We start from the raw sequence: 23,293 nt of genomic DNA, 5'->3' as shown, positions 1-23,293 counted from the left end.
TTATGGCTTGGCACAATTGAAAATGCCCTGCGGATCCTTCCAGAGGAAGAACCCGCAGGGCCTGGAGGCCAGCTACTCCGCTGGAGAGAGAGCGGGCGGCGCCTCCAAACCGTGCTGCCGCAAAGGCCGCATTCCGGTCATCAGGCGCGCCAGCATATAGAAGACCGGCGTCATGAAGATGCCGAAGAAGGTCACCCCGATCATGCCGGAGAATACCGCGATGCCCATGGCGACGCGCATTTCCGCACCGGCACCGGTGGACACGACCAGTGGCACCACGCCCATGATAAAGGCCATCGACGTCATCAGGATCGGGCGAAGGCGAAGGCGGCTGGATTCGACTGCAGCCTCGAACGGCGTTCGGCCTTCGAACTCCAGCTCGCGGGCGAATTCCACGATCAGGATCGCGTTCTTCGCCGACAGTCCGACCAGCACCACCAACCCGATCTGGGTGAAGATGTTGTTGTCGCCTCCCGTCAGCCAGACGCCCGTCAGTGCCGCCAGCACGCCCATCGGCACGATCATGATGATCGCAATCGGCAGCGTCAGGCTCTCGTACTGGGCGGCCAGCACAAGATAGACCAGCAGCAGGGCGAGCGGAAACACGATGATGCTCGAGTTGCCGGCAAGGATCTGCTGGTAGGTGAGATCCGTCCACTCGAAGGCAACGCCTGACGGCAGTGTTTCGTCGAGGATCTTTGTGATCGCCGCTTCCGCCTGACCGGAGGAAAAGCCAGGTGCCGGCGCTCCGTTGATGTCGGCGGCGAGGAAGCCGTTGTAGCGCGTCGTGCGTTCCGGTCCCGTCTGGGCGTCCACCTTGAGGAGCGCTGAAAGCGGGATCATCTGGCCCGATTGCGAGCGGACTTTCAACGCACCGATATCCTCGGGCTTTGCACGGAACTGCGCATCCGCCTGCACTCTCACGCTGTAGGTACGGCCGAAGGCGTTGAAGTCGTTGACGTAGAGCGAACCGAGATAGATCTGAAGCGTCTCGAACACGTCTGTCACTGAGACACCCAGCTGTTCGGCCTTGGCACGGTCGAGATCGGCGAACAGCTGCGGGACGTTGATCTGGAAGCTGGAGAAGATGCCCGCCAGTTCCGGAGCCTGCATTGCCTTGGCGATGACTGCCTTGGTTGCATCGTCCAGTGCGTTGTAGCCGTAGCCGGCGCGGTCTTCGAGCTGCAGCTTGAAGCCGCCCGTAGTGCCGAGACCGTTGACCGGCGGCGGCGGGAACATCGCGATGAAGGCATCCTGGATACCGGCGAATTTCTGGTTCAGTGCCATGGCGATGGCGCCGCCCGAAAGCTCCGGCGTCGTGCGGTTCTCGAAGTCGTCAAGCACCGCGAAGACGATGCCGGAATTCGATCCGATCGTGAAACCATTGATCGACAGGCCCGGAAATGCAATCGCATGCTCGACGCCCGGCTGCTCCAGGGCGATGTCGCTCATGCGCTTCACCACATCTTCGGTACGGTCGAGCGTTGCCCCGTCCGGCAGCTGTGCAAAGCCGATGAGATACTGCTTGTCCTGCGCCGGCACAAAGCCGCCGGGCACCGCGTTGAACACGCTGTAGGTTGCACCGATCAAGGCGAGATAGATCACCATGACGATACTCTTGCGCGACAAAAGCCCGCCCACCGTGCGGCCATAACCGTTCGAGGCGGAACCGAAGACCCGGTTGAAGCCGCGGAAGAACCAGCCGAACAGCCAGTCCATGCCACGCGTCAGCCGGTCCTTCGGGGCATGGTGCCCCTTGAGCAGAAGAGCTGCCAGTGCCGGCGATAAGGTCAGCGAATTGATCGCCGAGATCACCGTCGAGATGGCGATGGTGAGCGCGAACTGGCGGTAGAACTGGCCGGACAGGCCCGAGATGAAGGCGAGCGGCACGAACACGGCGACGAGAACGAGCGCGATCGCGATGATCGGTCCGGAGACTTCGCGCATTGCCTTGTAGGTGGCGTCGCGCGGATTGAGCCCGTTTTCGATATTGCGCTCGACATTCTCGACGACGACGATCGCGTCATCCACGACAATACCGATCGCCAGCACCAGGCCGAACAGCGTCAGCGCGTTGATCGAGAAGCCGAGCGCATACATCACGGCGAACGTGCCGATGATCGAGACCGGAACCGCGATCAGCGGAATGATCGATGCACGCCAGGTCTGCAGGAAGACGATGACGACGATGACGACCAGCGCAATGGCTTCGAGCAGCGTATCGACGACCTTTTCGATCGACGAGCGGACGAACTGCGTGGTGTCGTAGACGATCTCGTATTTGACACCTTCCGGCATCGCCAGCTGGAGCTGATCCATGGTCGCGCGGACCGTATCGGCGATCTCGATCGCATTCGAGCCAGGAGCCTGCAGGACGGGAATGGCAACGGCCGGGCGTCCGTCGAGAAGCGACCGCAGCGTATAGTCGGCGGCCCCCATCTCGACCCTTGCGACGTCGCGAAGCCTGGTGATCTCGCCGTTGGAGCCGCTCTTGACGATGATGTTGGCGAACTCTTCGGGCGACTGCAAACGTCCCTGGGCATTGACGTTGAGCTGCAGATCCGTGCCCGGCACGTTCGGCGAGGCACCGATTATGCCGGCTGCGGCCTGGACGTTCTGCGCGCGGATTGCGTCCGTCACGTCGCTTGCCGCGAGATTGTGCTCGGCAGCCTTTTGCGGATCGATCCAGACACGCATGGAATAGTCGCCGGCGCCAAAGACCTGCACCTGGCCGACGCCTTCGATCCGTGCCAGCCGATCCTTGACGTTCAGCGTCGCGTAGTTGCGAAGGTAGGTCAGGTCATAGCGATCGCTATCCGAGACCAGATTGACGACCATGATGAAGTCGGGCGAGCTTTTGATCGTCGTGATGCCAAGCGCCCTCACCTCGGATGGCAAGCGCGGTTCAGCCTGGCTGACGCGGTTCTGCACCAGCTGCTGCGCCTTGTCCGGATCGGTGCCGAGCTTGAAGGTGACCGTCAGCGTCATCACGCCGTCCGACGTCGCCTGGCTCGACATGTAGAGCATGTCTTCGACGCCGTTGATCTGCTCTTCGAGCGGCGTCGCGACTGTCTCGGCAATCACGACCGGATTGGCACCCGGATAGGTCGCCTTGACGACGACCGACGGGGGAACCACGTTCGGATATTCGGAAATCGGAAGTGCGCGCATGCCAAGCAGGCCGGCGACCACGATCAGGATCGACAGGACGCCGGCAAAAACCGGTCTGTCGATGAAAAATCTTGAAATATTCATTGTCTAAGCCCTCTCTCCAGGGTCGAACAGAAACAACAGGCTCCCCTCTCGCGGCCCGTGCAGGCCGCGAGTGCTTACCGTGTCTCGCAATTGTAGTTGTGGTTGCGGCCCGCCCCTCCAGTTAGAGAGAAGCAGACCGCATCAAGTCACTTGGTGGCGACTTCGTCCTGCGGCGCCACGATCGCGCCCGGGCGGATGCGCTGTAGCCCGCTGACGACGACACGATCGCCGGCAGAAAGGCCCTTTTCGACGATCCGCTGACCATCGATCACCGATCCGAGCTGAACCTGCCGGTAGCCGACCTTGTCGCCGGCTTCGACAACCAGCACGAACTTCTTGTCCTGATCGGTGCCGATCGCCTTTTCGCTGACGAGAAGGCGATCTTCGGCCTTGGGTTCACCAATGCGGACCCGCACGAACTGACCGGGGATCAAGCGCCCGCCCGGATTGTCGAAGACCGCGCGGACGCGGATCGTGCCGCTTGCCGCGTTGACCTCGTTGTCGATCAGCTGCAGCTTGCCACGGACAGGCGTCGTTGACGCGAGCGTGCTGGCCTCAACCGGAACGTCTCCAATCGCCGGCACGCCGTCCTTGACGTCGACCTGGGCCAGTGTGCGGGCCACCAGTTCCTCAGCTGCGTCGAAGCTTGCGTAGATCGGGCTGCTCGACACGAGCGTCGTCAGCACCGCCGAGGCAGAGCCTGCCGCCACGAGATTGCCGACGGTGACTTCAATGCGACCTGCACGCCCGGAGATCGGGGCACGAATCTGGGTATAATCCAGATTGATCTGCGCCGATTTCAGCGTTGCCCTTGCTGCTTGGACATTGGCGATCGCTTCGGCGCGGGCGCTCTGACGCTGCGAAAGATCGCTCTGCGATATGGTGTTGCGCGAGGCGAGCGTCTTGCCCCGTTCCAGCTCGGTGTCGGCATAATCGAGCCTTGCCTGGGCGGATGCCATCTGTCCCTCCGCCTGAGCGACGGCTGCCTTGTATGGCTCGGGATCGATCGAGACCAGAAGATCGCCTTCCTTTACGAGACCGCCTTCACGGAAATGCACGGACAGAATTGCGCCGGCCACCCTTGGGCGAACCTCGACGCGATCAACAGCTTCCAGACGGCCGGAAAACTCCTGCCAGGTGGTGACGTTCTTCGGCTGCACGGCGGTAACCGTGACCGGCACCGCCGGCTGAGCCGCCGCTTCCGCGGGGGCCGCATAGGCGCCTGTCGGCGTATCGATAGAGAGCGAAGCGCCTGCAATGAGCGCAGCAACACTTATTCCGGCGCCCCACGGGGCCCAGTTTTTGATCTTCAACATATTCATAATCTCCTGACGGTCCTGCCCCAGGGAGGAGGAGAAAACCGTTGTCAAACGCTAGAAATCGACGTCTGCTTATTCACTCAACGTTTCGACGAAGCCTTTGAACTCGGCGGATAGACCCGCCATCCAGTTCCCCTGCCCGCCCTTGTAAACACCCGTCCAGCCTGCGCCTTTCGGGAATATTTTCTGCCTGACCGAGACGCCCGAGGCTTCGAGCCGGTCCGCATAGTTGACAACCTCGTCATGCAGCGGATCGTCTTCCGAGCTCACGACCAGAGCCGGCGCAAGACCGGATAGCCGAGAACACAGACAGGGCGCAGCATAGGGATGCTGGAAACCGCAGGCCGAACGCAGATAATGGCTCCAACCGTCGGACCATTTCTCGCGCATGCCGATTTCGTCGGCTCGACGAAACGATTTCGAGGCCATCATTGGATCGATCATCGGCGACAGAAGGATCTGTCCCCGAAGCTCGCCCGGCAATTGGTCTCGCGCCTTCAAAGCCACACCCGCCGCCACGTTGCCGCCTGCCTCATCGCCCGCAACGAAAAGCGGGGAACGGGCGGACCCGAAGCGCTTGCGGTTGCTGCTGAGATAGGTCAGCGCCGCGAAGGCGCATTCCATTGCCTGCGGAAACAGGTTGGCCGAGGCAGATCCATAATCCGCCTCGACAACGATTGACCCCGCCTCCGAGAAGACTTTTCCGATCGGCACTTCACGGTCCCGCAGGCCACCTTGCTGGAATGCGGATCCGCGCAGATAGAGTATAATCGGCGCGACTTTGGCTGCCGGCTGGCCTTCGTAACGGTGTATGGAAACGGGCAGGCCTGCCCATTCGATATCCGTGTTCTTGTTCCAGTCCGTCATCCAGTCCTCCTCGCTATGGAGCCAAAAAGCCACATTGGCGAAAGGCATCTTGCCGAATAACTTGACCCTGATATTATTGTTCCTGACAGAACTCGCAAGACGCTGAAATCGGCAACACTGTTCCGGATAGGCGAATAATACAACTTTTCGAACGGGATCAACGATGGACCAGCTTTCCTCTATGCGCGTCTTCGTGCGCGTCGTCGAAACGGGCAACTTCACGCGTGCTGCCGCGACCCTCAATATTCCCAAGACCACGGCCACCAACATGGTCCAGGGTCTAGAGGCGCATCTGCGCACGAAGCTCCTCAACCGCACGACACGTCGGGTCATGGTCACGACCGATGGAGCACTCTACTACGAGCGCGCCGTACAGATCCTGTCGGAACTTGAAGAACTCGACGGCACGATGTCGAAATCGCAGAACCAGCCCACGGGCCGACTGCGTGTCGAGATGGCAGGGGCGTTCGCCGACCTCGTCGTAATCCCCAATTTGTGCGAATTCTACCAGCGCTACCCGCAGATCCAGCTGGATATCGGGGTGGGCGACCGGCTGGTCGATTACATTGCTGAAAATGTCGACTGTGCTCTTCGAGGCGGCACGCCCAAGGACCAGTCGCTGATTGCGCGCAAAGTCGGCGAGCTTCGCATGCGCAATTACCTATCCCCGAACTATCTTGAGCGATTCGGTATGCCGACCCATCCGCGAGATCTGGAGACCGACCATTTCTCTGTCGGTTACCTCAACGCGACGGCCGGCCGGATCATGACCTTCGACTTTTGCAAAGAGGACGAGACGCTGGAGATCATGCCGCGTTACGTCGTCTCGGTGAATGATGCGCGCTCCTACGTCAACGCGGCGGTCGCGGGTCTCGGGATCGCACAGGCAGCGCGGTTCATGGTCCAGGAGCACGTGAAGAGGGGCGAACTCATCGAGATCTTCGCCGAATGGGAGTGCGAACCGCTACCGCTCTACATCGTCTACCCGCAAACCCGGCACCTTTCCAACAAGGTCCGGGTCTTCGTGGATTGGCTCGCCAAACTGGTTCAAGGCTTGAAGGAAGACGAACAGCCGACGGTCACATTGCTGAAAACGGGCTGAGTTAGGTCTCAGCCGTAGGGGGACTGACACGTGCGGCGCATGCCGCCGTAGGACGTGTAGCTGTTGTCGTTGGCGCGGTATGAACGATATCGCGACAGGCACCACTCCTCGTGCGCCGGGTTCCCCATGGATGTTGCGTCGTATGAGGCGTTTTGCGGCGAAGACGAGCGGTCAGTTTCACGCACAAGACGGCCGTCTTGACCACGCCCGATTATCGTGCTCGTGGCGCTGACCTGCTGAACCAGCCCATGCTCTTCGATGCCGGTGTCTTCGTTGCCAGAAACAATGTTGTCCTGACCATGCGACATGGCGACCGGTGACTGGCAAGCCCGACGCTGGCCACCCCTGTAAGGCTGGTAGGTGTTGTCCTCGAGCCTGTAGGAACGGTAGCGCGCGAAGCACCAGTCGGCATGCGCCTGGTTAACCGATGCATCGGACACAGGATCTACCGACGCCTGGTCTGCCTCATCCAAGGAAGCCGTCTGGACGCCGTCCACCGCATCCGTCGCCTGGTCCTGGGCAGCTACGGGCTGCCCCTGCGCATCCGACGCCGGCAGATCAATCTTTGCGGTCACGGCAGCAATCCGCTCGTAACGCTGATCGCCGCTGCTCACGACCACGGGTGTCGAGGTCCAGAGATCAGGATGGTCAACGTTGGAAAAGCGATGAGGCGCCGGCTCGGCAATGAGATAGGCCGTAGCCGCAACGCCACTTAAGAAGACCGTGACGGCCAAGACAAGCCCGCTCAGAAGTAGAAGGATCGCTTTCACGACGAGGATGCTCCGCAGATTTTCAACATGCGGACAAAATGCATGCGCGCGCAGAGGGTTCCGAACGAATTGCAACCTCGCCCGAGACAAATGCAGGGTGGTACAAAAAAGCCGACATTTGCTCGGCAGGAAGCCCCAGAGTTGCGCTATTCAGATTGTGATAGACTATCATACGGGAGGAGATTCCGATGAGAACCCTGATCGCTGCCTTTGCGGTCACGCTCGCCGCCTTGCCGGCTGAAGCACAGCAGTTTCGCAATACCGAAATCCAGCCAGATGGGACGGGTGGATATTACGGCACCTATGGAAACGAGAATTTCGAGGTAAGGCCACAAGGCGATGGCGTCTCGGGACATATGGGTGGACGCAGACCCGATGTCGTCGAAGAACGGCCCTCACGACGCCCCGGAAGCGTCGGCGCCACGCAGCGAAACTGCGTCGTCGACGGCAACGGAAACGCCATTTGCCGGTGAAACCGGCGCTTGAACATTTCGATGTAAAGAATTGATTTGGTGGGTGATGTAGGGCTCGAACCTACGACCCGCTGATTAAGAGTCAGCTGCTCTACCAACTGAGCTAATCACCCGTAACCGGTTTGGCGAAGCGTCGTTTCCGCCGGTGTGAGGGCCGTATAAAGAGGAAGTTTGGGCTTGTCCAGCACCTCCCGCGAAATTTGTTGGATCAGCGGCGTCTTTTTTGCGCCAGCGAACTGCCTTTGCGAGGATATCCGGACTTATGGTAACAAAATCAACGGTTTGAAAAATATCGCCTAGATTTCGATAACGCCTTCGGCAAGGCGGATCGCTTGTCCGCCAATCCGGGCTTTTGCAATGGCCCCTTCCTGCACATCGATGTGGAGATGGATAAAGGACGGCCGTCCCATCTCGACGCCTTGCTCGATGAGAAGAGGGTGATGCCCATCCGGCAGGCCGTCGAAATGATGGATCGCGCCGGACAATGCCGCTACCGCCCCACCCGTGGCCGGGTCTTCAGCGATGCCCATATCCGGCGAGAACATCCGGGCATGAAATTTCGCCTGATGATGGACGCCGCCGCGGCAATAAACATAGGCCGAAGCGAGCGCACCCTCGACGAAGGGAGCGACCTTCTCCCAAAGCGGCGCATCGAATTCCATGTCCTGGACAGTTGCAAGATTGTGCAGCGGGATCATCAGGAAGGGCACACCGGCGCTCCAGATCGACGCGACGTGGTTTTCGAACCCGATATCCGTCAGCTCGACGCCGAGCGCGTCCGCGATGCCCTGACGGTTCAAAGCTAGGTCGATCCGCTGCGACTTCTTCGGCAGATCGAACTCGGCGAACCCCACCTCCCCCTGGCGCAAACGCACGGCGCACCGAACCGGACCGACCGCCTCTTCAAGGACGCAGACCAGATCGAGATCGCTGTCGCGCCCGTTGGTGCGCTCGGCAAGGGCGATGGCCGTCCCGACCGTCGGATGTCCCGCGAACGGAAGCTCCCGGCCCGGTGTGAAGATTCGCAGCTTTGCCGAATGGGTGGTGTTTGTCGACGACTGGACGAACACCGTCTCCGAGAGGTTCATTTCCTTGGCAATGGCCTGCATCGCGCCATCGTCGAGACCATCTGCATCGAAGATGACCGCAAGCGGGTTGCCGGAAAGCTTAGCGTCGGTGAAAACGTCATAGATGCTGTAGGGACGCGCCAATGCAAACTCCTCCTCATATACCGGGCGCAAAACTGCCCGACGGCGTCCCGTGGCGCAACCCCTGATCAACGTCACCGCCTGGTGATTTGATTGGCGTCGTTTACGGTCGGACGTGCTGGGCGCCTCGGAGAAGGCCGCGTCGGCACGATAGGCGGCGCCCCAAGCCGAGCGTCACCTGCAGGTGAACAGGTCGCCAACAGTATGTGAGAAAGGCGAGCCATCGCTGGTTCGCCTTTCTCAGTACACCGATATTCAGATGATCGGGAGCGCTTCGTGCTCGCGGGTCTCGGCATTGCCGATCAGTCTTCCGAGCCGCTTGATACCCTCGTCGATCATCTCGTCGTTGGCGCAGGAGAAGCTGATGCGCAGCGTGTTGGCGTTGCTGCCGTCGGCGTAGAACGCCTTGCCGGGCACGAAGGCGACCTTTTCGGTTGCCAGCGATTTCGCCAGAAGCTCCGCACCATCCGTGCCCTCAGGCAGCGTCAGCCATACGAACATGCCGCCTTCGGGCTTTGTCCATGTCGTTCCCTTCGGCATGTATTTCGCAAGTGCCGCCAGCATGGAATCGCGGCGGCCGCTATAGACCCGCTTGATCTTGGCAACCTGTTCATCGAAACCGCGCGAAGCGACATGCTCGACGGCGATCTGGTTGATCGTCGACGAATGCAGGTCGGCCGCCTGTTTCAACAACACCAGTTTGCGGATGACCGGCATCGCTCCGATGACGAAGCCGACGCGCAGGCCTGGTGCCAGCGTCTTGGAAAAGCTGCCGCTGTAGATCGTGCGGGTCTTTTCGATACCGCCGCTGCGGGCAATGTCGAGCGCAAGGATCGGCGAAACCGGTTCGCCATCGAAGCGCAGGTTCTGGTATGCGGCATCTTCGAGAATCGCGATATCGAGTTCGTCTGCCAGTGCCAGAAGCTTTTCGCGGCCTGCGAGATCGATCGTCTCGCCGGTCGGATTGGAGAAGTCGGCGGACAGATAGGCAAACTTCACCGCACCACCGGCTTTCGCTGCCGTTTCGCGGTATGCTTCCGGCGTGCGATTGCCGTTGACCGAGAGCTGATCGTAGGTCGGCTCATAGGCATTGAATGCCGAGAGCGCACCGAGATAGGTTGGCCATGTCACCAGCGCCGTATCGTTCGGCGACAGAAACAGTTTGCCGAGATAATCGAGCGCCTGCTGGGAGCCTGACGTGATGAAGACGTTGTCGGCGGTACAGTCGATGCCGATCTTGGCGACATCGGCAACGATCCAGTCACGCAACGGCTTGTAGCCTTCGCTGACGGAATACTGCAGCGCCGAGTTCACCTGAGCGCCCGAGAAGATATCTGCATAGGCCTTCTGGAATTCCTCGGCCGGAAACAAGGCCGGATCCGGTATGCCGCCGGCGAACGAAATGATATCCGGCTGCTCAAGGAGCTTCAGCAGTTCGCGGATTTCGGAGGCTTTCATGCGGCTGGAGCGCGTCGCGAAAATATGGTCCCAATCAAGCACGGGCGTTTCCTTTTATTTCAATATTCTTGGCTTCGGTTTACAGAAGTTTCGACAGGTCAACAATGCTGACCTATCGGTTTTTGGTACGGTGCGATCACAAATTGTAAAACGCAAAAGCCCGCGCAGGTGGCGCGGGCTCTCGGATATTCTGCCTCAGTCGACCGGAATGATCAGGCCTTGAGGATCGAGCGGCCCGCGTAGGCGGCCTGAGGCCCAAGCATTTCTTCGATGCGGATCAGCTGGTTGTACTTGGCCAGACGATCGGAACGCGACAGCGAACCGGTCTTGATCTGTCCGCAGTTGGTGGCAACTGCGAGATCGGCGATCGTCGAGTCTTCGGTCTCACCCGAACGGTGCGACATGACGGCCGTGTAGCTCGCCTTATGCGCGGTCTCGACAGCATCGAGCGTTTCGGTGAGCGAGCCGATCTGGTTGACCTTGACGAGGATCGAGTTGGCCGTGCCCTGGCGGATACCGTCGCGCAGACGGGCCGAGTTGGTCACGAACAAGTCGTCGCCGACCAGTTGCACCTTGGAGCCAATCTTGTCAGTCAGATACTTCCAGCCGGCCCAGTCGTCTTCCGACATGCCGTCCTCGATCGAGATGATCGGGTACTTGCCGGCAAGTTCTGCCAGGTAATCGGCCATTGCTTCCGGCTCGAGCGAACGGCCTTCGCCTTCCAGCTCGTACTTGCCGTTCTTGAAGAATTCGGTGGCTGCGCAATCGAGTGCCAGATGCACGTCATCGCCCGGCCTGTAGCCAGCCTTTTCGACCGACTTCATGATGAAGTCGAGCGCTTCCGGCGCACTCTTCAGGCCCGGTGCGAAACCACCTTCGTCGCCGACATTGGTGTTGTTGCCCTGCGCTGCCAGTTCCTTCTTGAGGACGTGGAAAATTTCCGCGCCCATGCGCACGGCATCCTTCAGCGTCTCGGCGCCGACAGGCATGATCATGAATTCCTGGAAATCGATCGGGTTGTCGGCGTGAGCGCCGCCATTGATGATGTTCATCATCGGGACCGGCAGGAGATGGGCGGAAGCGCCGCCGATATAGCGGTAAAGCGGCAGGCCGGACGATTCGGCTGCGGCCTTGGCGACCGCAAGCGAAACGCCGAGGATGGCGTTCGCACCTAGGCGCGACTTGTTCGGTGTGCCGTCGAGCGCGATCAGGGTCTTGTCGATGTGGATCTGGCTTTCGGCATCAAAGCCGCCGATCGCATCGAAGATCTCGGTGTTGACGGCTTCGACGGCCTTTTCGACGCCCTTGCCACCATAGCGCTTGCCGCCATCGCGAAGTTCGACGGCTTCATGCGCGCCCGTGGAGGCTCCCGACGGAACGGCAGCGCGGCCCATCGAGCCGTCTTCCAGATAAACATCCACCTCGACGGTCGGATTGCCACGGCTGTCCAGAATTTCGCGAGCGATGATGTCGGTAATGGCGGTCAAGGGTCTCTCCTCGGTTTGATATGCGAGCCTGAATTCGCAGGCTCAGCGAACAGGCGGGTCACCGACATTGTGAGATCGTCGATGACACGCGGATTACAATCCAGTCAATTCGGCGGTTTTTCGACGCCGTCAGCCTTTTGCAATGGCGTCGAATGCCAGCAGCTTCTCCAGAAGCCGCGGCATGTCCTTCAAGTGAACCATGTTCGGACCGTCAGACGGCGCGTTGTCAGGGTCTTCGTGGGTTTCGATGAACACGCCGGCAACGCCGACTGCGACGGCAGCCCTTGCGAGCGTTTCGACAAACTCACGCTGACCACCGGATGAGCCGCCCTGGCCACCTGGCTGCTGCACGGAATGGGTCGCATCGAAGATGACAGGGCTTCCGAGCGACGCCATGATCGGCAGCGAGCGCATATCGGAGACAAGCGTATTATAACCGAACGAGGCGCCGCGCTCACACAGCATCACATTCGGATTGCCGCTTTCGAGGAACTTGGCCTGAACGTTCTTCATGTCCCAGGGCGCCAGGAACTGGCCCTTCTTCACGTTGATCGCGCAACCGGTCTTTGCGGCCGCGACGAGCAAGTCGGTCTGGCGCGACAGGAAGGCGGGGATCTGCAGGATATCGATCGTATCCGCCACAAGGCCGCACTGCTCTTCAGTGTGGATGTCGGTCAGAACCGGAAAGCCGTATTCCTTCTTGAGATCGGCAAAGATTGCCATCGCGTTGTCCAAGCCGATGCCGCGCTTGCCGGAGATCGACGTGCGGTTGGCCTTGTCGAAGGAGGATTTGTAGACGAGGCCGATGCCGAGCTTCTTGCAGAGTTCGACAAGCGTGCCGGCGATCATGAACGCATGATCGCGGCTTTCCATCTGACAGGGACCGGCAATCAGCGAGAGCTTTGCCGTGTTTGAGAAAACGACTTTCGAACTCCCCTCGCCCACGGACACTTCAGAATTGGCGGAGACTGTCATTTCACTATTCCTCGAAACCGAAAACCACACCTTGCCCCGGGGCTGCCGACACGATCACGCGGCCATCCCTGCGGATGAATGCGACGTCATTAGCAGCAAGGGTGATCTCTGTCACGGCGAGATCGGTGGTCTTGAAGATGATCCCGCGCGCAGCGAGGCGCGACGATGACAAGGGCTTCATCGAAGACCGGAACTCGTCGCTGAACGTGTCGTTGGATTGAATGCGGATGCTGGCATTGGCAGCTTCGATCCGCAGACCGTCTTTCCCTTGCTCGGGTTGCGTCTCGAACACGGTTTCGAAAAGCGGCAGAAACTCCAGCGGGTCATCTGCAGAAAAGACGATCTCTCGAAGGCCTGTAACGGCGTTTGCGTGCTCATCTAGACCACCGCGATCTGCCGGTAATGCGGCCATGCGCTGGCAGGAAAACAGCAAGATGTCATCGACCTCGGGGACTGCCGCGAACGCCAGACGGAATGAGACTTCGCTCTCCCCACCATCGGGCAACTGCATCGGGCGGGAGAATTGAAGCATCTCGCCCGCAGACATGTGCCCGTCCACAAAACGGCTATGATCGGCCGCTGCATCCTGCGTCCCGACGACCACCGCCGATAGACCTTCCCTTTTCCGCTGGCCGCGAAAGCGGATGTCGCGATCGGTGAACACGTTGCCTCGTTTTGCCGCAAGCGAGGCTTGCCGACGGTTCACAATGGCCAGCGGCTCGAGATACGAGCCATCCGCGAAGAATATGCAGGCATTAGCTGTGCCGAAAGGGTGAACACCTTCAGGTGCCACAGTAAAGCCGAGAGCGGTCAACCTCCCCCGCGCTGACGCCAGATCTGCAACGGGCAGAACCAAATGATCGACTGACTTGTTACCCACTTACACCCCCAAAGTCTTATTCCGCAGAACATTGGCTATCGCGGGAAGCTCGGCAAGTGCTGCGCACGAACTGAATACGTGATCGAACGCTGAAATGAGACTATTCTTGAGCAAAAATTTGGGGCTTGCGGAACACAGATAGAACATATAGCGTCCGTTCTGCATTTGTTTCCAATTCTGAGGGTCCCATCCATGCTGACACGCAAGCAACAGGAGTTACTTCTGTTCATCCACGAGCGGATGAAAGAATCAGGCGTGCCGCCGTCGTTTGACGAAATGAAGGACGCCCTCGACCTTGCATCGAAGTCCGGCATCCATAGGCTGATCACCGCGCTCGAGGAGCGTGGCTTTATTCGCCGCCTGCCGAACAGAGCACGCGCGCTCGAAGTGATCAAGCTGCCTGACGCCTATGTGGCGAACCTTCATCCGCGACGGGGTTTTTCTCCCAGTGTCATCGAGGGAAGCCTCGGCAAAACGCAACCGGTCGTCGCTCAGAAGCCGGCGCCGGTCATGGCGGACAATCCGTTCTCGACAAACATCCCGGTCATGGGTCGAATCGCTGCCGGCGTGCCGATCTCCGCGATCCAGAACAACACCCATGACATCGCCGTTCCGATCGAGATGCTGGGTTCCGGCGATCATTACGCGCTCGAAGTGAAGGGCGATTCGATGATCGATGCCGGCATCCTCGATGGCGATACCGTCATCATCAAGAATACCAGCACCGCAAGTCCAGGCGATATCATCGTTGCCCTGGTCGATGAGGAAGAAGCGACCCTGAAGCGGTTTCGCCGCAAGGGTGCCTCGATCGCACTGGAAGCGGCAAACCCGGCTTACGAGACCCGCATCTTCCCGCCCGACCGGGTGAAGGTCCAGGGCAAGCTTGTCGGCCTTATTCGCCGCTATCATTAAGAACGGTGTCATCCCGGAGATGCGCAGCAACAGCCTCCGGGATGCCAAAGTCGAGTTGTCGCGTTCGCCAGTCATAGAACCGGTGGACGGTCCACGGACGGCTTGAGGTCTGTGCGCTGTCTCGCATCGCCGCCGTAATCTTGATGTCTGGCGCTGTCGCGTTCGGAATAATGGTGATTTCCAGTGCGCCAGTCCGGCGCAACGTCCGCCTGCTGAGAAGCAAGGCGCCGGAGCGGCAAGTATCGAAGCGTGCGCCGGGCGAGACGATGATCCGACCGACATCGCAGGCAAGACCGGTGTATCGGTTGTCTTCGACGGTGACGATCCGGATGTCCTGAGCAGTCTGCGCCGCGCACAGGATTTTCGGCAGACAGGCGAATCGTCCGGGCTTCAATGCTTGAAGAAAACCCCTGACATATTCGATTTCCCGGCGCGTCAAATCCGGTCGCGAATGTGGTCCAGGTGGTCTGTCATCGCTTTTCGCAAGGCTGGCACCTCGCGCTGGTTCCGAAGAGGCAAGAACCGGCAAGGCGAGCGGTTGTTCTCCGGTCTCAAGCACCAGCGCTCGCCGCCATTGATCGTAGATAAATCCCGGCGGTCGGGTTCGATTGAGGGTGATCTTGTCATCCTGGATCACGCCGACCGATGCGCCGTCTTCGGATATGACGATATCAGGCCTCGGCGCCGAGCCTGAGCGGACCGCAAAGAGCAAAGCCACCGCCATGAACAGCGCGCCTGTCAGCCTCAGCGGCGTGCGCAGCAGCGTCAGAAGCAGAAAGCCTGCCGTCGCCAGAGGCAGGAAAAGCGGGTTCTGCCGGCCGATGGCAATATCGCCGCCCCATGCGGCGACGATCTCGGCAATGCGAATGACGATCCGCAGCCCCTCGCCCATGATGAACAGAAAGGGAGCATCCAGCCCGAACGGCATCAGCAGCATGGCCACGAGACCTGCCGGCATCACCACGAAGGAAATGATCGGCATGGCCGCGAGATTGGCCGCGAGGCCGTAGGTGGTCAGATGGTGGAAATGCTCGATCGAATAGATCGACGTCGATGTACTGCCGATCAGCGACGTCACCACGATCCCGGCAATGAAATGGAACGTCGCCGCGACACCCGTTATCCACCGGTTGCTACCTTTTGTCTCCTCCTTACCTTTCGCGAAATATCGCGTCCAGAGGGCGAACCCTGCCACCAGTGCCGCGGTTGCCGCAAACGACATCTGGAAACTCGGACCCAGAATCTCCGACGGCGAGATGGCGAGGATGATGATTGCCGAAAGGGCGACGTTGCGAAGGCTGATGGAGGGTCGATCGACGAGCACGGCGACCAGCATCACCGCCATCATGATATAGGCCCGCTCGGCGGAAACCCCGAACCCGGAAATCAGGTAATAGGCGGTCGCCATGACAAGCGCACCGAACGCGGCAAACTTCTTGATCGGATAGGCCTGCGCAAAGCCTGGAAACAGCGACAGGACGGAGCGAACGCCGACGAAGAAGATACCGGCTGCCAGCGCCATGTTGAGGCCTGAGATCGCGACGATATGGGCCAGTCCGGACAGACGAAGCGCCTCGGTCGTCTCACGGGAAATTGCACGGCGCTCGTCGGTCACGATTGCGGCAGCAAAAGCGCCCGCATCCCCCTTGACCGTATCGCGGATGCGATTGCCGATTGCGCTGCGAAGCGCAAAAAGCCCTCGCTGCATGTCCGACCATAACCCGGGTTGGTCATCGATCGCCGGTTGTACGCTAGGCGCGCCGTAAAAGAAGCCAACGGCCCCGATTTGATCGAAGTAGGAGGAGAAGGCGAAATCGTTCAATCCGGGAAGCGCCGGGCCAGAGGGTGGCGACAGACGGGCACGGCCGGAAACGCGCTCTCCGATGTCTGCAGGTTCGTGTTGGCTTCTGGCAAGAACCGAGACGCGCTGTGGCGGTCGTGAAAGCGAGGGCTCAGATGTCTGCTCGATCCTGAGGATATAGCGCCAGCGGCGCTGTGCATCGGCTTCGCGTCGTTCGACTATCCCGCTGATAGTCGTCGTGACGGGCGAATCGAGCACGACCGTCGAACACCGCCACGTTTCGAGCGCTGCCAGCGCAGAACCGGAGAGAAGCATGCAGAGTACAAGGTTGGCACGAGACAGTGGATGCGCGCGATACCGTGTCAGCCGTGCGGTCACCATCGAGATCGCAAGCATGGTTGCGAGAGTGAACGGCGATGGCGTCCAAGGAGATGCGAACCAGATCGCAGCGCCGGCGCCCAGCAAGACAGGCAGGAAGAGGAACCCATGACCGTGGGAAAGCTCCTCGCTCAACGACGTGCACAGCCATTTGGAAACGGGCCGGTCTCTGACCACGTACACCCTGAAAACATCCTCGGATGGACGGTCGTTTCGACCATCCATCCGGACTTCCGCGAGCATTGTCTGCGATGCCGATTCGGGCGTCCAGAGTGCGATCGCGTGCGGTGTCGAAGCAAGCATCACCGGCTTGCTGATGGCTGCCTTAAAAATCGCTCCGCCATTCGCCATGATGGTTTATCCCGCCGGCTCCGCTGCAGAGACGGTGATTGATAAACGCAACCTGCGCGTTTATATTCTCCTCGTCAACACATTCGCCAAGCTGCGGTTTTCCTTCACGTTACGGCCTCTCACACCATGAGGTTGGGCATCTTTTAAACGTGGCCTGCCTAAATTATTTTCGCGCTGCACAAAATGTCGCAGGAGCGCTTGGCATCACCTTTAGGATCATATAGCTAACTTGCGACGCTTAACTCTTATGGCGCTTTCTGGGCGCCATGCCGCCAACAGGTTGGAGGATCAGAATGACGGAACAAAGCGCAAATCTCGTACTTGGTGATAAGACAGTCGACCTCTCGGTGCGATCGGGCACCATTGGGCCGGATGTTATCGATATCGCAGCCCTGTACAAGCAAACCGGTGCCTTCACCTACGACCCCGGCTTCACGTCGACTGCATCCTGTGAATCCAAGATCACCTATATCGACGGCGACAAGGGTGTTCTCCTGCACCGCGGCTACCCGATCGAGCAGCTTGCTGAACAGGGTGACTTTCTGGAAACCTGCTATCTGCTTCTCTATGGAGAACTGCCGACGGCTGCCCAGAAGAAGGACTTCGATCATCGCGTAACCATGCACACCATGGTCCACGAGCAGATGAGCCGCTTCTTCACCGGCTTCCGCCGCGATGCGCATCCTATGGCCGTCATGTGCGGTTGCGTGGGCGCTCTCTCGGCCTTCTATCACGATTCCACCGACATCACCGATCCGCACCAGCGGATGGTTGCGTCGCTGCGCATGATCGCCAAGATGCCGACGCTCGCCGCCATGGCCTACAAGTACCATATCGGCCAGCCCTTCGTGTATCCGCAGAACGACCTGGATTACGCCTCCAACTTCCTGCGCATGTGCTTTGCCGTGCCGTGCGAAGAATACAAGGTCAACCCGGTCCTGTCGCGCGCCATGGATCGCATCTTCATCCTGCATGCGGATCACGAACAGAACGCGTCGACCTCGACGGTTCGCCTCGCAGGTTCCTCGGGTGCAAACCCGTTCGCCTGTATCGCTGCCGGCATTGCCTGCCTCTGGGGCCCCGCTCACGGCGGCGCCAACGAAGCAGCGCTCAACATGCTGACCGAGATCGGGACCGTCGACAAGATCCCGGAATACATCGCCCGTGCCAAGGACAAGAACGATCCGTTCCGTCTGATGGGCTTTGGTCACCGCGTCTACAAGAACTACGATCCGCGCGCCAAGATCATGCAGAAGACCACGCATGAAGTGCTGGCAGAACTCGGTCACAAGGACGATCCGCTTCTGCAGGTCGCCATGGAACTCGAGAAGATTGCTCTGACGGACCCCTACTTCATCGAGAAGAAGCTGTACCCGAACATCGACTTCTATTCGGGCATCACCTTGAAGGCGATGGGCTTCCCCACGACGATGTTCACCGTTCTGTTCGCGCTTGCGCGTACCGTCGGCTGGATCGCCCAGTGGGCCGAAATGATCGAAGATCCGCAGCAGCGTATCGGTCGTCCGCGCCAGCTCTATACCGGCGAAGCGCAGCGTGACTACACGCCCGTTTCGAAGCGCTAAGCGCTTTAATAGGCTTTGCGAATAGAAAAACCCGTTCAGCGATGAACGGGTTTTTTGTTGTCTAACAGTTCGAGTACCGCACCTGCTGCGGCCTCTCCAGGCGGAACAGGGACGTCCAGTCTCTGCCAGGCAAGTGCGAACCCGTCGAGCATCGCACGGCGCTCCGGCGTGTCGGCGGACAGACGTTCCGCCCAGCGGCTGAGGCTTCCGGGTCGCACGACCTCGTTGACATATTCGGGAACGACCGGGTAGTCGGCGATCAGGTTCGGAAGCGCGCCGGTCCAGATCTTGATGCGGCCGGCCAGAAGCTTGATCAGCCAGTCCGTTTTGTAGGCTGAGACAACAGGAACCGTCGCAAGCCCCAGTTCCAAGATAACCGTGCCGGAAGCGGCCAGCGCCACGTCCGCCTCTGCGAAGGCAGCCCATTTTCCGGCTGTATCCGTAGTAATCTCGACATGAACCGGCAGATCTGCGGCCATCTTACGCACCAGTTCTTCCCGGCGCGGTACCGTTGGAAGCAGGAACCGGGTCTCACCATTTCGATCCGCAAACTCGCGCGCAGCCTCGCCGAACACGGGTAGGAGTGCCTTGATTTCGGCTGACCGGGAGCCCGGAAGCAAGAGGATCGTCTTCTTGTCGGCGGAGGTCTTGACCGGCCTCTCGGCGCGCGCAGCACGGACCCTCAGGAGATCCGCATCATTGGTCAGCCGGTGACCGACGAACACTGTCTGCGGACCCTCCAGCCTCCGCATCGCTTCCGGCTCGAACGGAAGGACGGCAAGAACGAGGTCGACATAGGAGAGCATCGCCTTGGCACGATATTCCTTCCAGGCCCAGACACTCGGGCAGACATAATCAACGATCGGCAGATCCGGCAGGGCCGCCCTCACCTTTCTTGCCACTCGGTGGGTAAAGTCAGGGCTATCGACGATGACAAGCACATCGGGCTTTGCGGCGACGATCGCAGCCGCCGTCTGGTTGATGCGACGGATCAGGTTGGGAAGACGCGCGAGCACCTGGGTGATGCCCATGATTGACAATTCGGAGAAATCGAACAGCGACTGAAGGCCTTGGGCCGACAGTGCATCACCGCCCACCCCGATCAGTTCGACGGGACCGGCGTAGGACGCCTTCAGTGCTGCGATGAGGTCTGCCCCTAAGAGATCGCCCGACACTTCGCCGGCGATGATCGCAACCTTCAAACCTTGGTTCATCACAATCCTCTCGACGGAAGGGCCTGATCGATGCCGCAGACGAAAATGCCGTGGGCGTCAGCAGCTTTGATCAGCTTTGCTTCTTCCAGCACCAGCGCCCTGCCCGCTTCCACGGCGATCCCCGCCAGCCCGGCTGCGACGGCATGTTCGACGGTGGATGGCCCGATGGTAGGCAGGTCCGCGCGCATATCCTGGTGGAGCTTGCAGAGCTTGACGAGCACGCCCTTTCGACGCGTGGAGATACGTCCCTCGGCGCGCAGTTCGGCAACGCGCTGCATCATCCGGTCAGTTCCCTCGACACCTTCGAGTGCCACAACGCGGCCGCCGACGCTGACAGCGCCCTGGCCAATATCGAGATTGCCGAGCGCACTCGCAGCCTCGACACCGCGTTCGATATCGCGCAGATCGTCACCGCTTGGAGACACTTGGCCAAGCGGACCGACCTTCGCCAGCAGGCCCGGCGCGATGTCGTGGGCACCCAGAACTTCGCAACCCATGGCCTCGATCAACTTGATCACCATCTGCAGCACTGCGTCATCGCCGGCTGATAGCAGTGTGCGCACGACGGAGGGCAATTTGATCAGGGTCTTGAAGGTTGGATGAATGTCGCGCCATTCAGGGCGCCTTGCGACGCCGCCCGACATCACGACGCGACGGATGCCTCTTTCTCGAAAACTCTTCTCGATCCCTGAAAGATCGCCGACGCCCAGCGACACATGGTCGAACCCGTCAAAGCGATGATCCGCCTCATCCTTCAGCTGGATGATGAACGGATCTTCGCCTGCACCACGTGCGGCATCCGCCAGGTAGACCGGCAAAAAGCCTTTACCGGCGATAATCGCCAGCCGGCCCTCTCGCGCTTGGCCAGGGGCGCCGGCCGCGACCATCAGCCCTTCCTGCGGAAAGGCGATGAGATCGCGCGGTCACTATCGGCTGTGATGAAATCGATGATTTCCATGGCCTCCGGGCAATCGGCAAACTCGTCGCGGATCGCTGCGGCATTGGCGCGAACATTTGCCTCGCCTTCGAAGATCTTCTTGAATGCGCGACGAACGATATGGATCGTTGCGCGATCAATGCCGGCGCGGGTCATGCCGACGACGTTCAGGCCGCCCAGAAGACCGGGATTGCCGTTCAGCATGCCAAACGGAATGACGTCGTAGTTGACGGCGGAAAGCCCACCGATGAAGGCTTGCCGACCAATGCGGGTAAACTGGTGAACGGCGCAGCCACCGCCCAGGATCGCACGATCGGAGACCTGCACGTGACCAGCCAGCATCACGTTGTTGGACATGATGATATGGCTGCCGAGCTGGCAATCATGCGCGACGTGCGAATTTGCAAGGAAGAGGCAATTGTCACCAACGACCGTCTTGCCACCACCGCCCGTCGTCCCGGTGTTCATCGTCACGCCTTCGCGCATCGTGCAGTTATCGCCAATGGTCAGGCTCGAATCCTCACCGGCTTCGTGAAGGCTCTGCGACACACCACCGATGACCGCCATCGGGAAGATCCGACATCCCTTGCCGATCTCGGTATTGCCACTGACGACCGCATGCGAAATGAGCTCGACATTGTCCTTCAGCACCACGCGCGGGCCGACATGGGAGAACGGTCCAACGACGACGTTCTCGCCAATCACGGCGCCATCCTCGACCACGGCCGAAGGGTGGATGCGCGCGCTGGCCGAGATCATGCTCATTCGCTTTCCTTGCGCATCATGGCGCCGATATCGGCTTCCGCAACCAGCTGACCATCGACCTTGGCGTCGCAATGGAACTTCCAGATATTGCCGCGCTGCTTCTGCTTGACGACATGAAATTCCACGCGGTCACCCGGCACGACCGGCTTGCGGAAACGCGCGTTGTCGATCGTCATGAAGTAGACGAGATTGCCAGCCCCACCCTGCTTGCGCGCACAGATCGCGCCGGCAGTCTGTGCCATGCCCTCGACGAGAAGAACGCCCGGCATAATCGGCTGCTCGGGAAAATGACCGGTGAAATGCGGCTCGTTTGCCGTCACGTTCTTGATGCCAACAGCCGAGCTGTCGCCATCGATCTCGATGATCTTGTCGACCAGGAGAAACGGGTAGCGATGCGGCAGAAGGCGCATGATTTCCTGAATGTCGGCCGCGCCGAGCTCCGGCTTGGTCTCATCCGTCATTTTTCTTATCTCCTCGGCGTTTCGCCCGGTCATCGGAACGCGACATGATCTCCGCCATGTCTCTCAAAAAGTCTTTTATCGGCCGCGCCGGAATTCCGCCATAGGTCTGCCCGGCCGGGATATCGGCGACCACGCCGCTCATTGCAGCGATCTGTACGCCATCACCGATCGAGATGTGACCGTTAACGCCGCTCGCACCACCGATCATCACGCCATTGCCGATACGGGTCGATCCGGCAATGCCGACGCCCGACACGATACCGCAATGGCGACCGATGCGGACGTTATGGCCAACCTGAACCTGATTGTCGATCTTGGTGCCCTCGCCGATCACAGTGTCATCCATCGTGCCGCGGTCGATCGTCGTATTGGCGCCAACCTCGACATGATCCTGGATGATGACGCGACCGACCTGCACGATCTTGAGCATGCCTTTCGGGCCGGGCGCATAGCCGAAGCCGTCCTGACCGATCCGGGCGCCATTGTGGATGATGACGTTGTTGCCGATCAGTGCCGACAGCACGCTGGCGCCCGAGGCAATCGTGCAGTCGCGGCCGATCTTCACGTCAGCACCGATCACGGCGCCGGCAGCAATCCGTGTGCCGCTGCCGATTTCGACACGCGCACCGATCACCGCCATGGGCTCGATCTCGACACCAGCCTCGAGCCTCGCCGTCGGATCGACAAAGGCCGCCGGAGAAATGCCGGACTGCGATGTTACCGGTGATGGACGAAGCGCTATGGGATGCAGAAGCGCGCCGGCCTCTGCGAACGCCGTATGCGGCTTCTTCGTCGCAAGCACCGGAATGTGATCTGGAATGATGGATTTCAGGCCCGGATCGCAAAGGATTGCCGACGCTTCGCAGGTCTCGAGATCGGCGCGGCTTTTCCTGGAGAGGATGTAGCAGATATCGCCTTTGCGCGCACGCGCGACGGGCGAGACAGACCGTACCAGTTCGTCACCGGCACGCTCGTCAAGCAGTTCAACCCCAAGATGGGCGGCCAGCTCGCGCAGGCTCACGCCATCATGAGGCGGGAAAAATTCGTTATGGTCCATGAACCCTGAGCTCCAGAACAGGTTTCCGGCCGCTTTCGCG

At 60.1% G+C, this 23,293-nt stretch carries 19 protein-coding genes, 1 tRNA gene and 1 pseudogene; 4 read left to right on the top strand and 17 right to left on the bottom strand.

All coding sequences use genetic code 11. From position 1 onward, the window contains the following. Positions 1 to 72 precede the first annotated feature (72 nt). From ACQY1K_RS08050 to ACQY1K_RS08040, 3 genes are all read right to left on the bottom strand, one after another. On the bottom strand, positions 73 to 3,255 hold the full coding sequence (locus tag ACQY1K_RS08050; protein ID WP_430258712.1) for an efflux RND transporter permease subunit: 3,183 nt from the start codon (positions 3,253 to 3,255) through the stop codon (positions 73 to 75). A 146-nt stretch (positions 3,256 to 3,401) separates the two neighbouring features. Next, positions 3,402 to 4,571, bottom strand: coding sequence for an efflux RND transporter periplasmic adaptor subunit (locus ACQY1K_RS08045; protein ID WP_430258710.1), 1,170 nt, complete (start codon positions 4,569 to 4,571; stop codon positions 3,402 to 3,404). Between the two features lie 75 nt (positions 4,572 to 4,646). Next, the gene (locus ACQY1K_RS08040) at positions 4,647 to 5,441 is read right to left on the bottom strand and encodes an alpha/beta hydrolase (RefSeq protein ID WP_430258708.1); all 795 of its coding nucleotides are present in this window, start codon (positions 5,439 to 5,441) and stop codon (positions 4,647 to 4,649) included. A 163-nt stretch (positions 5,442 to 5,604) separates the two neighbouring features. Here ACQY1K_RS08040 and ACQY1K_RS08035 point away from each other — a divergent pair, with 163 nt between their 5' ends. Continuing rightward, positions 5,605 to 6,543, top strand: a complete 939-nt coding sequence (locus ACQY1K_RS08035; protein WP_192086618.1) for a LysR family transcriptional regulator — start codon at positions 5,605 to 5,607, stop codon at positions 6,541 to 6,543. Positions 6,544 to 6,551: 8 nt separating this feature from the next. On the opposite strand, the gene ACQY1K_RS08030 is transcribed toward ACQY1K_RS08035, so the two are convergent. Together ACQY1K_RS08030 and ACQY1K_RS08025 are read right to left on the bottom strand one after the other, a co-directional pair. After that, the gene (locus tag ACQY1K_RS08030) at positions 6,552 to 6,671 is read right to left on the bottom strand and encodes a BA14K family protein (RefSeq protein ID WP_430256703.1); all 120 of its coding nucleotides are present in this window, start codon (positions 6,669 to 6,671) and stop codon (positions 6,552 to 6,554) included. A gap of 192 nt (positions 6,672 to 6,863) precedes the next feature. Then, positions 6,864 to 6,956 (bottom strand): annotated as a pseudogene (locus ACQY1K_RS08025) (BA14K family protein); the annotation flags it as partial. A 545-nt stretch (positions 6,957 to 7,501) separates the two neighbouring features. On the opposite strand from ACQY1K_RS08025, the gene ACQY1K_RS08020 reads away from it, so the two are divergent. Further along, on the top strand, positions 7,502 to 7,786 hold the full coding sequence (locus ACQY1K_RS08020) for a hypothetical protein (protein ID WP_430258706.1): 285 nt from the start codon (positions 7,502 to 7,504) through the stop codon (positions 7,784 to 7,786). Positions 7,787 to 7,823: 37 nt separating this feature from the next. On the opposite strand, the gene ACQY1K_RS08015 is transcribed toward ACQY1K_RS08020, so the two are convergent. The 6 genes from ACQY1K_RS08015 to ACQY1K_RS07990 form a co-directional block, all read right to left on the bottom strand. After that, positions 7,824 to 7,899, bottom strand: a tRNA-Lys gene (locus ACQY1K_RS08015). A 183-nt stretch (positions 7,900 to 8,082) separates the two neighbouring features. Beyond that, positions 8,083 to 8,997: a PhzF family phenazine biosynthesis protein gene (locus ACQY1K_RS08010; protein WP_062580433.1), complete on the bottom strand. Its 915-nt coding sequence runs from the start codon at positions 8,995 to 8,997 to the stop codon at positions 8,083 to 8,085. Positions 8,998 to 9,249: 252 nt separating this feature from the next. Then, positions 9,250 to 10,494, bottom strand: a complete 1,245-nt coding sequence (locus ACQY1K_RS08005) for a PLP-dependent aminotransferase family protein (RefSeq protein WP_430258704.1) — start codon at positions 10,492 to 10,494, stop codon at positions 9,250 to 9,252. A gap of 170 nt (positions 10,495 to 10,664) precedes the next feature. Further along, complete coding sequence (gene eno, locus ACQY1K_RS08000; protein WP_430258702.1) at positions 10,665 to 11,939, bottom strand: phosphopyruvate hydratase; 1,275 nt, start codon at positions 11,937 to 11,939, stop codon at positions 10,665 to 10,667. Positions 11,940 to 12,068: 129 nt separating this feature from the next. After that, entirely contained in the window at positions 12,069 to 12,914 is an 846-nt protein-coding gene (gene kdsA / locus ACQY1K_RS07995; protein WP_209900744.1) for a 3-deoxy-8-phosphooctulonate synthase, read from the bottom strand. A gap of 4 nt (positions 12,915 to 12,918) precedes the next feature. Then, complete coding sequence (locus ACQY1K_RS07990) at positions 12,919 to 13,794, bottom strand: VOC family protein (protein ID WP_430258699.1); 876 nt, start codon at positions 13,792 to 13,794, stop codon at positions 12,919 to 12,921. Positions 13,795 to 13,986: 192 nt separating this feature from the next. On the opposite strand from ACQY1K_RS07990, the gene lexA reads away from it, so the two are divergent. After that, positions 13,987 to 14,706 (top strand): transcriptional repressor LexA, encoded by a 720-nt coding sequence (gene lexA / locus ACQY1K_RS07985; protein WP_062457274.1) that lies wholly within the window; start codon positions 13,987 to 13,989, stop codon positions 14,704 to 14,706. Here lexA and ACQY1K_RS07980 read toward each other — a convergent pair. Then, positions 14,687 to 17,236, bottom strand: a complete 2,550-nt coding sequence (locus ACQY1K_RS07980) for a ComEC/Rec2 family competence protein (protein WP_430258697.1) — start codon at positions 17,234 to 17,236, stop codon at positions 14,687 to 14,689. The genes lexA and ACQY1K_RS07980 overlap by 20 nt on opposite strands. Positions 17,237 to 17,529: 293 nt before the next feature. On the opposite strand from ACQY1K_RS07980, the gene gltA reads away from it, so the two are divergent. Beyond that, positions 17,530 to 18,819, top strand: a complete 1,290-nt coding sequence (gltA, locus tag ACQY1K_RS07975; RefSeq protein WP_062457278.1) for a citrate synthase — start codon at positions 17,530 to 17,532, stop codon at positions 18,817 to 18,819. A gap of 35 nt (positions 18,820 to 18,854) precedes the next feature. Here gltA and lpxB read toward each other — a convergent pair whose 3' ends face one another. The 5 genes from lpxB to lpxD are packed head-to-tail and all read right to left on the bottom strand — an operon-like array spanning position 18,855 to position 23,253. Further along, positions 18,855 to 20,033, bottom strand: a complete 1,179-nt coding sequence (lpxB, locus tag ACQY1K_RS07970; protein WP_062457281.1) for a lipid-A-disaccharide synthase — start codon at positions 20,031 to 20,033, stop codon at positions 18,855 to 18,857. After that, entirely contained in the window at positions 20,033 to 20,920 is an 888-nt protein-coding gene (locus tag ACQY1K_RS07965) for an LpxI family protein (protein WP_430258695.1), read from the bottom strand. The genes lpxB and ACQY1K_RS07965 overlap by 1 nt, the downstream gene beginning before the upstream one ends. Then, a complete protein-coding gene (gene lpxA, locus ACQY1K_RS07960; protein ID WP_192086627.1) occupies positions 20,920 to 21,735 on the bottom strand; it encodes an acyl-ACP--UDP-N-acetylglucosamine O-acyltransferase in 816 nt (271 codons plus the stop codon). The genes ACQY1K_RS07965 and lpxA overlap by 1 nt, the downstream gene beginning before the upstream one ends. Then, on the bottom strand, positions 21,732 to 22,196 hold the full coding sequence (gene fabZ / locus ACQY1K_RS07955; protein ID WP_062457291.1) for a 3-hydroxyacyl-ACP dehydratase FabZ: 465 nt from the start codon (positions 22,194 to 22,196) through the stop codon (positions 21,732 to 21,734). The genes lpxA and fabZ overlap by 4 nt, the downstream gene beginning before the upstream one ends. Next, positions 22,186 to 23,253, bottom strand: coding sequence for a UDP-3-O-(3-hydroxymyristoyl)glucosamine N-acyltransferase (lpxD, locus tag ACQY1K_RS07950; RefSeq protein ID WP_113110934.1), 1,068 nt, complete (start codon positions 23,251 to 23,253; stop codon positions 22,186 to 22,188). The genes fabZ and lpxD overlap by 11 nt, the downstream gene beginning before the upstream one ends. Between the last annotated feature and the right edge of the window lie 40 nt (positions 23,254 to 23,293).

The organism is Neorhizobium sp. IRS_2294, assembly GCF_050500145.1.
Classification (GTDB): domain Bacteria; phylum Pseudomonadota; class Alphaproteobacteria; order Rhizobiales; family Rhizobiaceae; genus Neorhizobium; species Neorhizobium soli.
The sequence above is the reverse complement of the archived record's forward strand: the minus strand, read 5'-3'. Positions and strand labels throughout refer to the sequence as shown.

Excerpts from the sequence above, each read along its gene's own strand:
- ACQY1K_RS08050 (WP_430258712.1), bottom strand. The coding sequence starts at position 3,255 with ATGAATATTTCAAGATTTTTCATCGACAGACCGGTTTTTGCCGGCGTC.
- ACQY1K_RS08045 (WP_430258710.1), bottom strand. The coding sequence starts at position 4,571 with ATGTTGAAGATCAAAAACTGGGCCCCGTGGGGCGCCGGAATAAGTGTT.
- ACQY1K_RS08040 (WP_430258708.1), bottom strand. The coding sequence starts at position 5,441 with ATGACGGACTGGAACAAGAACACGGATATCGAATGGGCAGGCCTGCCC.
- ACQY1K_RS08035 (WP_192086618.1), top strand. The coding sequence starts at position 5,605 with ATGGACCAGCTTTCCTCTATGCGCGTCTTCGTGCGCGTCGTCGAAACG.
- ACQY1K_RS08030 (WP_430256703.1), bottom strand. The coding sequence starts at position 6,671 with ATGGGGAACCCGGCGCACGAGGAGTGGTGCCTGTCGCGATATCGTTCA.
- ACQY1K_RS08020 (WP_430258706.1), top strand. The coding sequence starts at position 7,502 with ATGAGAACCCTGATCGCTGCCTTTGCGGTCACGCTCGCCGCCTTGCCG.
- kdsA (WP_209900744.1), bottom strand. The coding sequence starts at position 12,914 with ATGACAGTCTCCGCCAATTCTGAAGTGTCCGTGGGCGAGGGGAGTTCG.
- lexA (WP_062457274.1), top strand. The coding sequence starts at position 13,987 with ATGCTGACACGCAAGCAACAGGAGTTACTTCTGTTCATCCACGAGCGG.
- ACQY1K_RS07980 (WP_430258697.1), bottom strand. The coding sequence starts at position 17,236 with ATGGCGAATGGCGGAGCGATTTTTAAGGCAGCCATCAGCAAGCCGGTG.
- gltA (WP_062457278.1), top strand. The coding sequence starts at position 17,530 with ATGACGGAACAAAGCGCAAATCTCGTACTTGGTGATAAGACAGTCGAC.
- lpxB (WP_062457281.1), bottom strand. The coding sequence starts at position 20,033 with ATGAACCAAGGTTTGAAGGTTGCGATCATCGCCGGCGAAGTGTCGGGC.
- ACQY1K_RS07965 (WP_430258695.1), bottom strand. The coding sequence starts at position 20,920 with ATGGTCGCGGCCGGCGCCCCTGGCCAAGCGCGAGAGGGCCGGCTGGCG.
- lpxA (WP_192086627.1), bottom strand. The coding sequence starts at position 21,735 with ATGAGCATGATCTCGGCCAGCGCGCGCATCCACCCTTCGGCCGTGGTC.
- fabZ (WP_062457291.1), bottom strand. The coding sequence starts at position 22,196 with ATGACGGATGAGACCAAGCCGGAGCTCGGCGCGGCCGACATTCAGGAA.
- lpxD (WP_113110934.1), bottom strand. The coding sequence starts at position 23,253 with ATGGACCATAACGAATTTTTCCCGCCTCATGATGGCGTGAGCCTGCGC.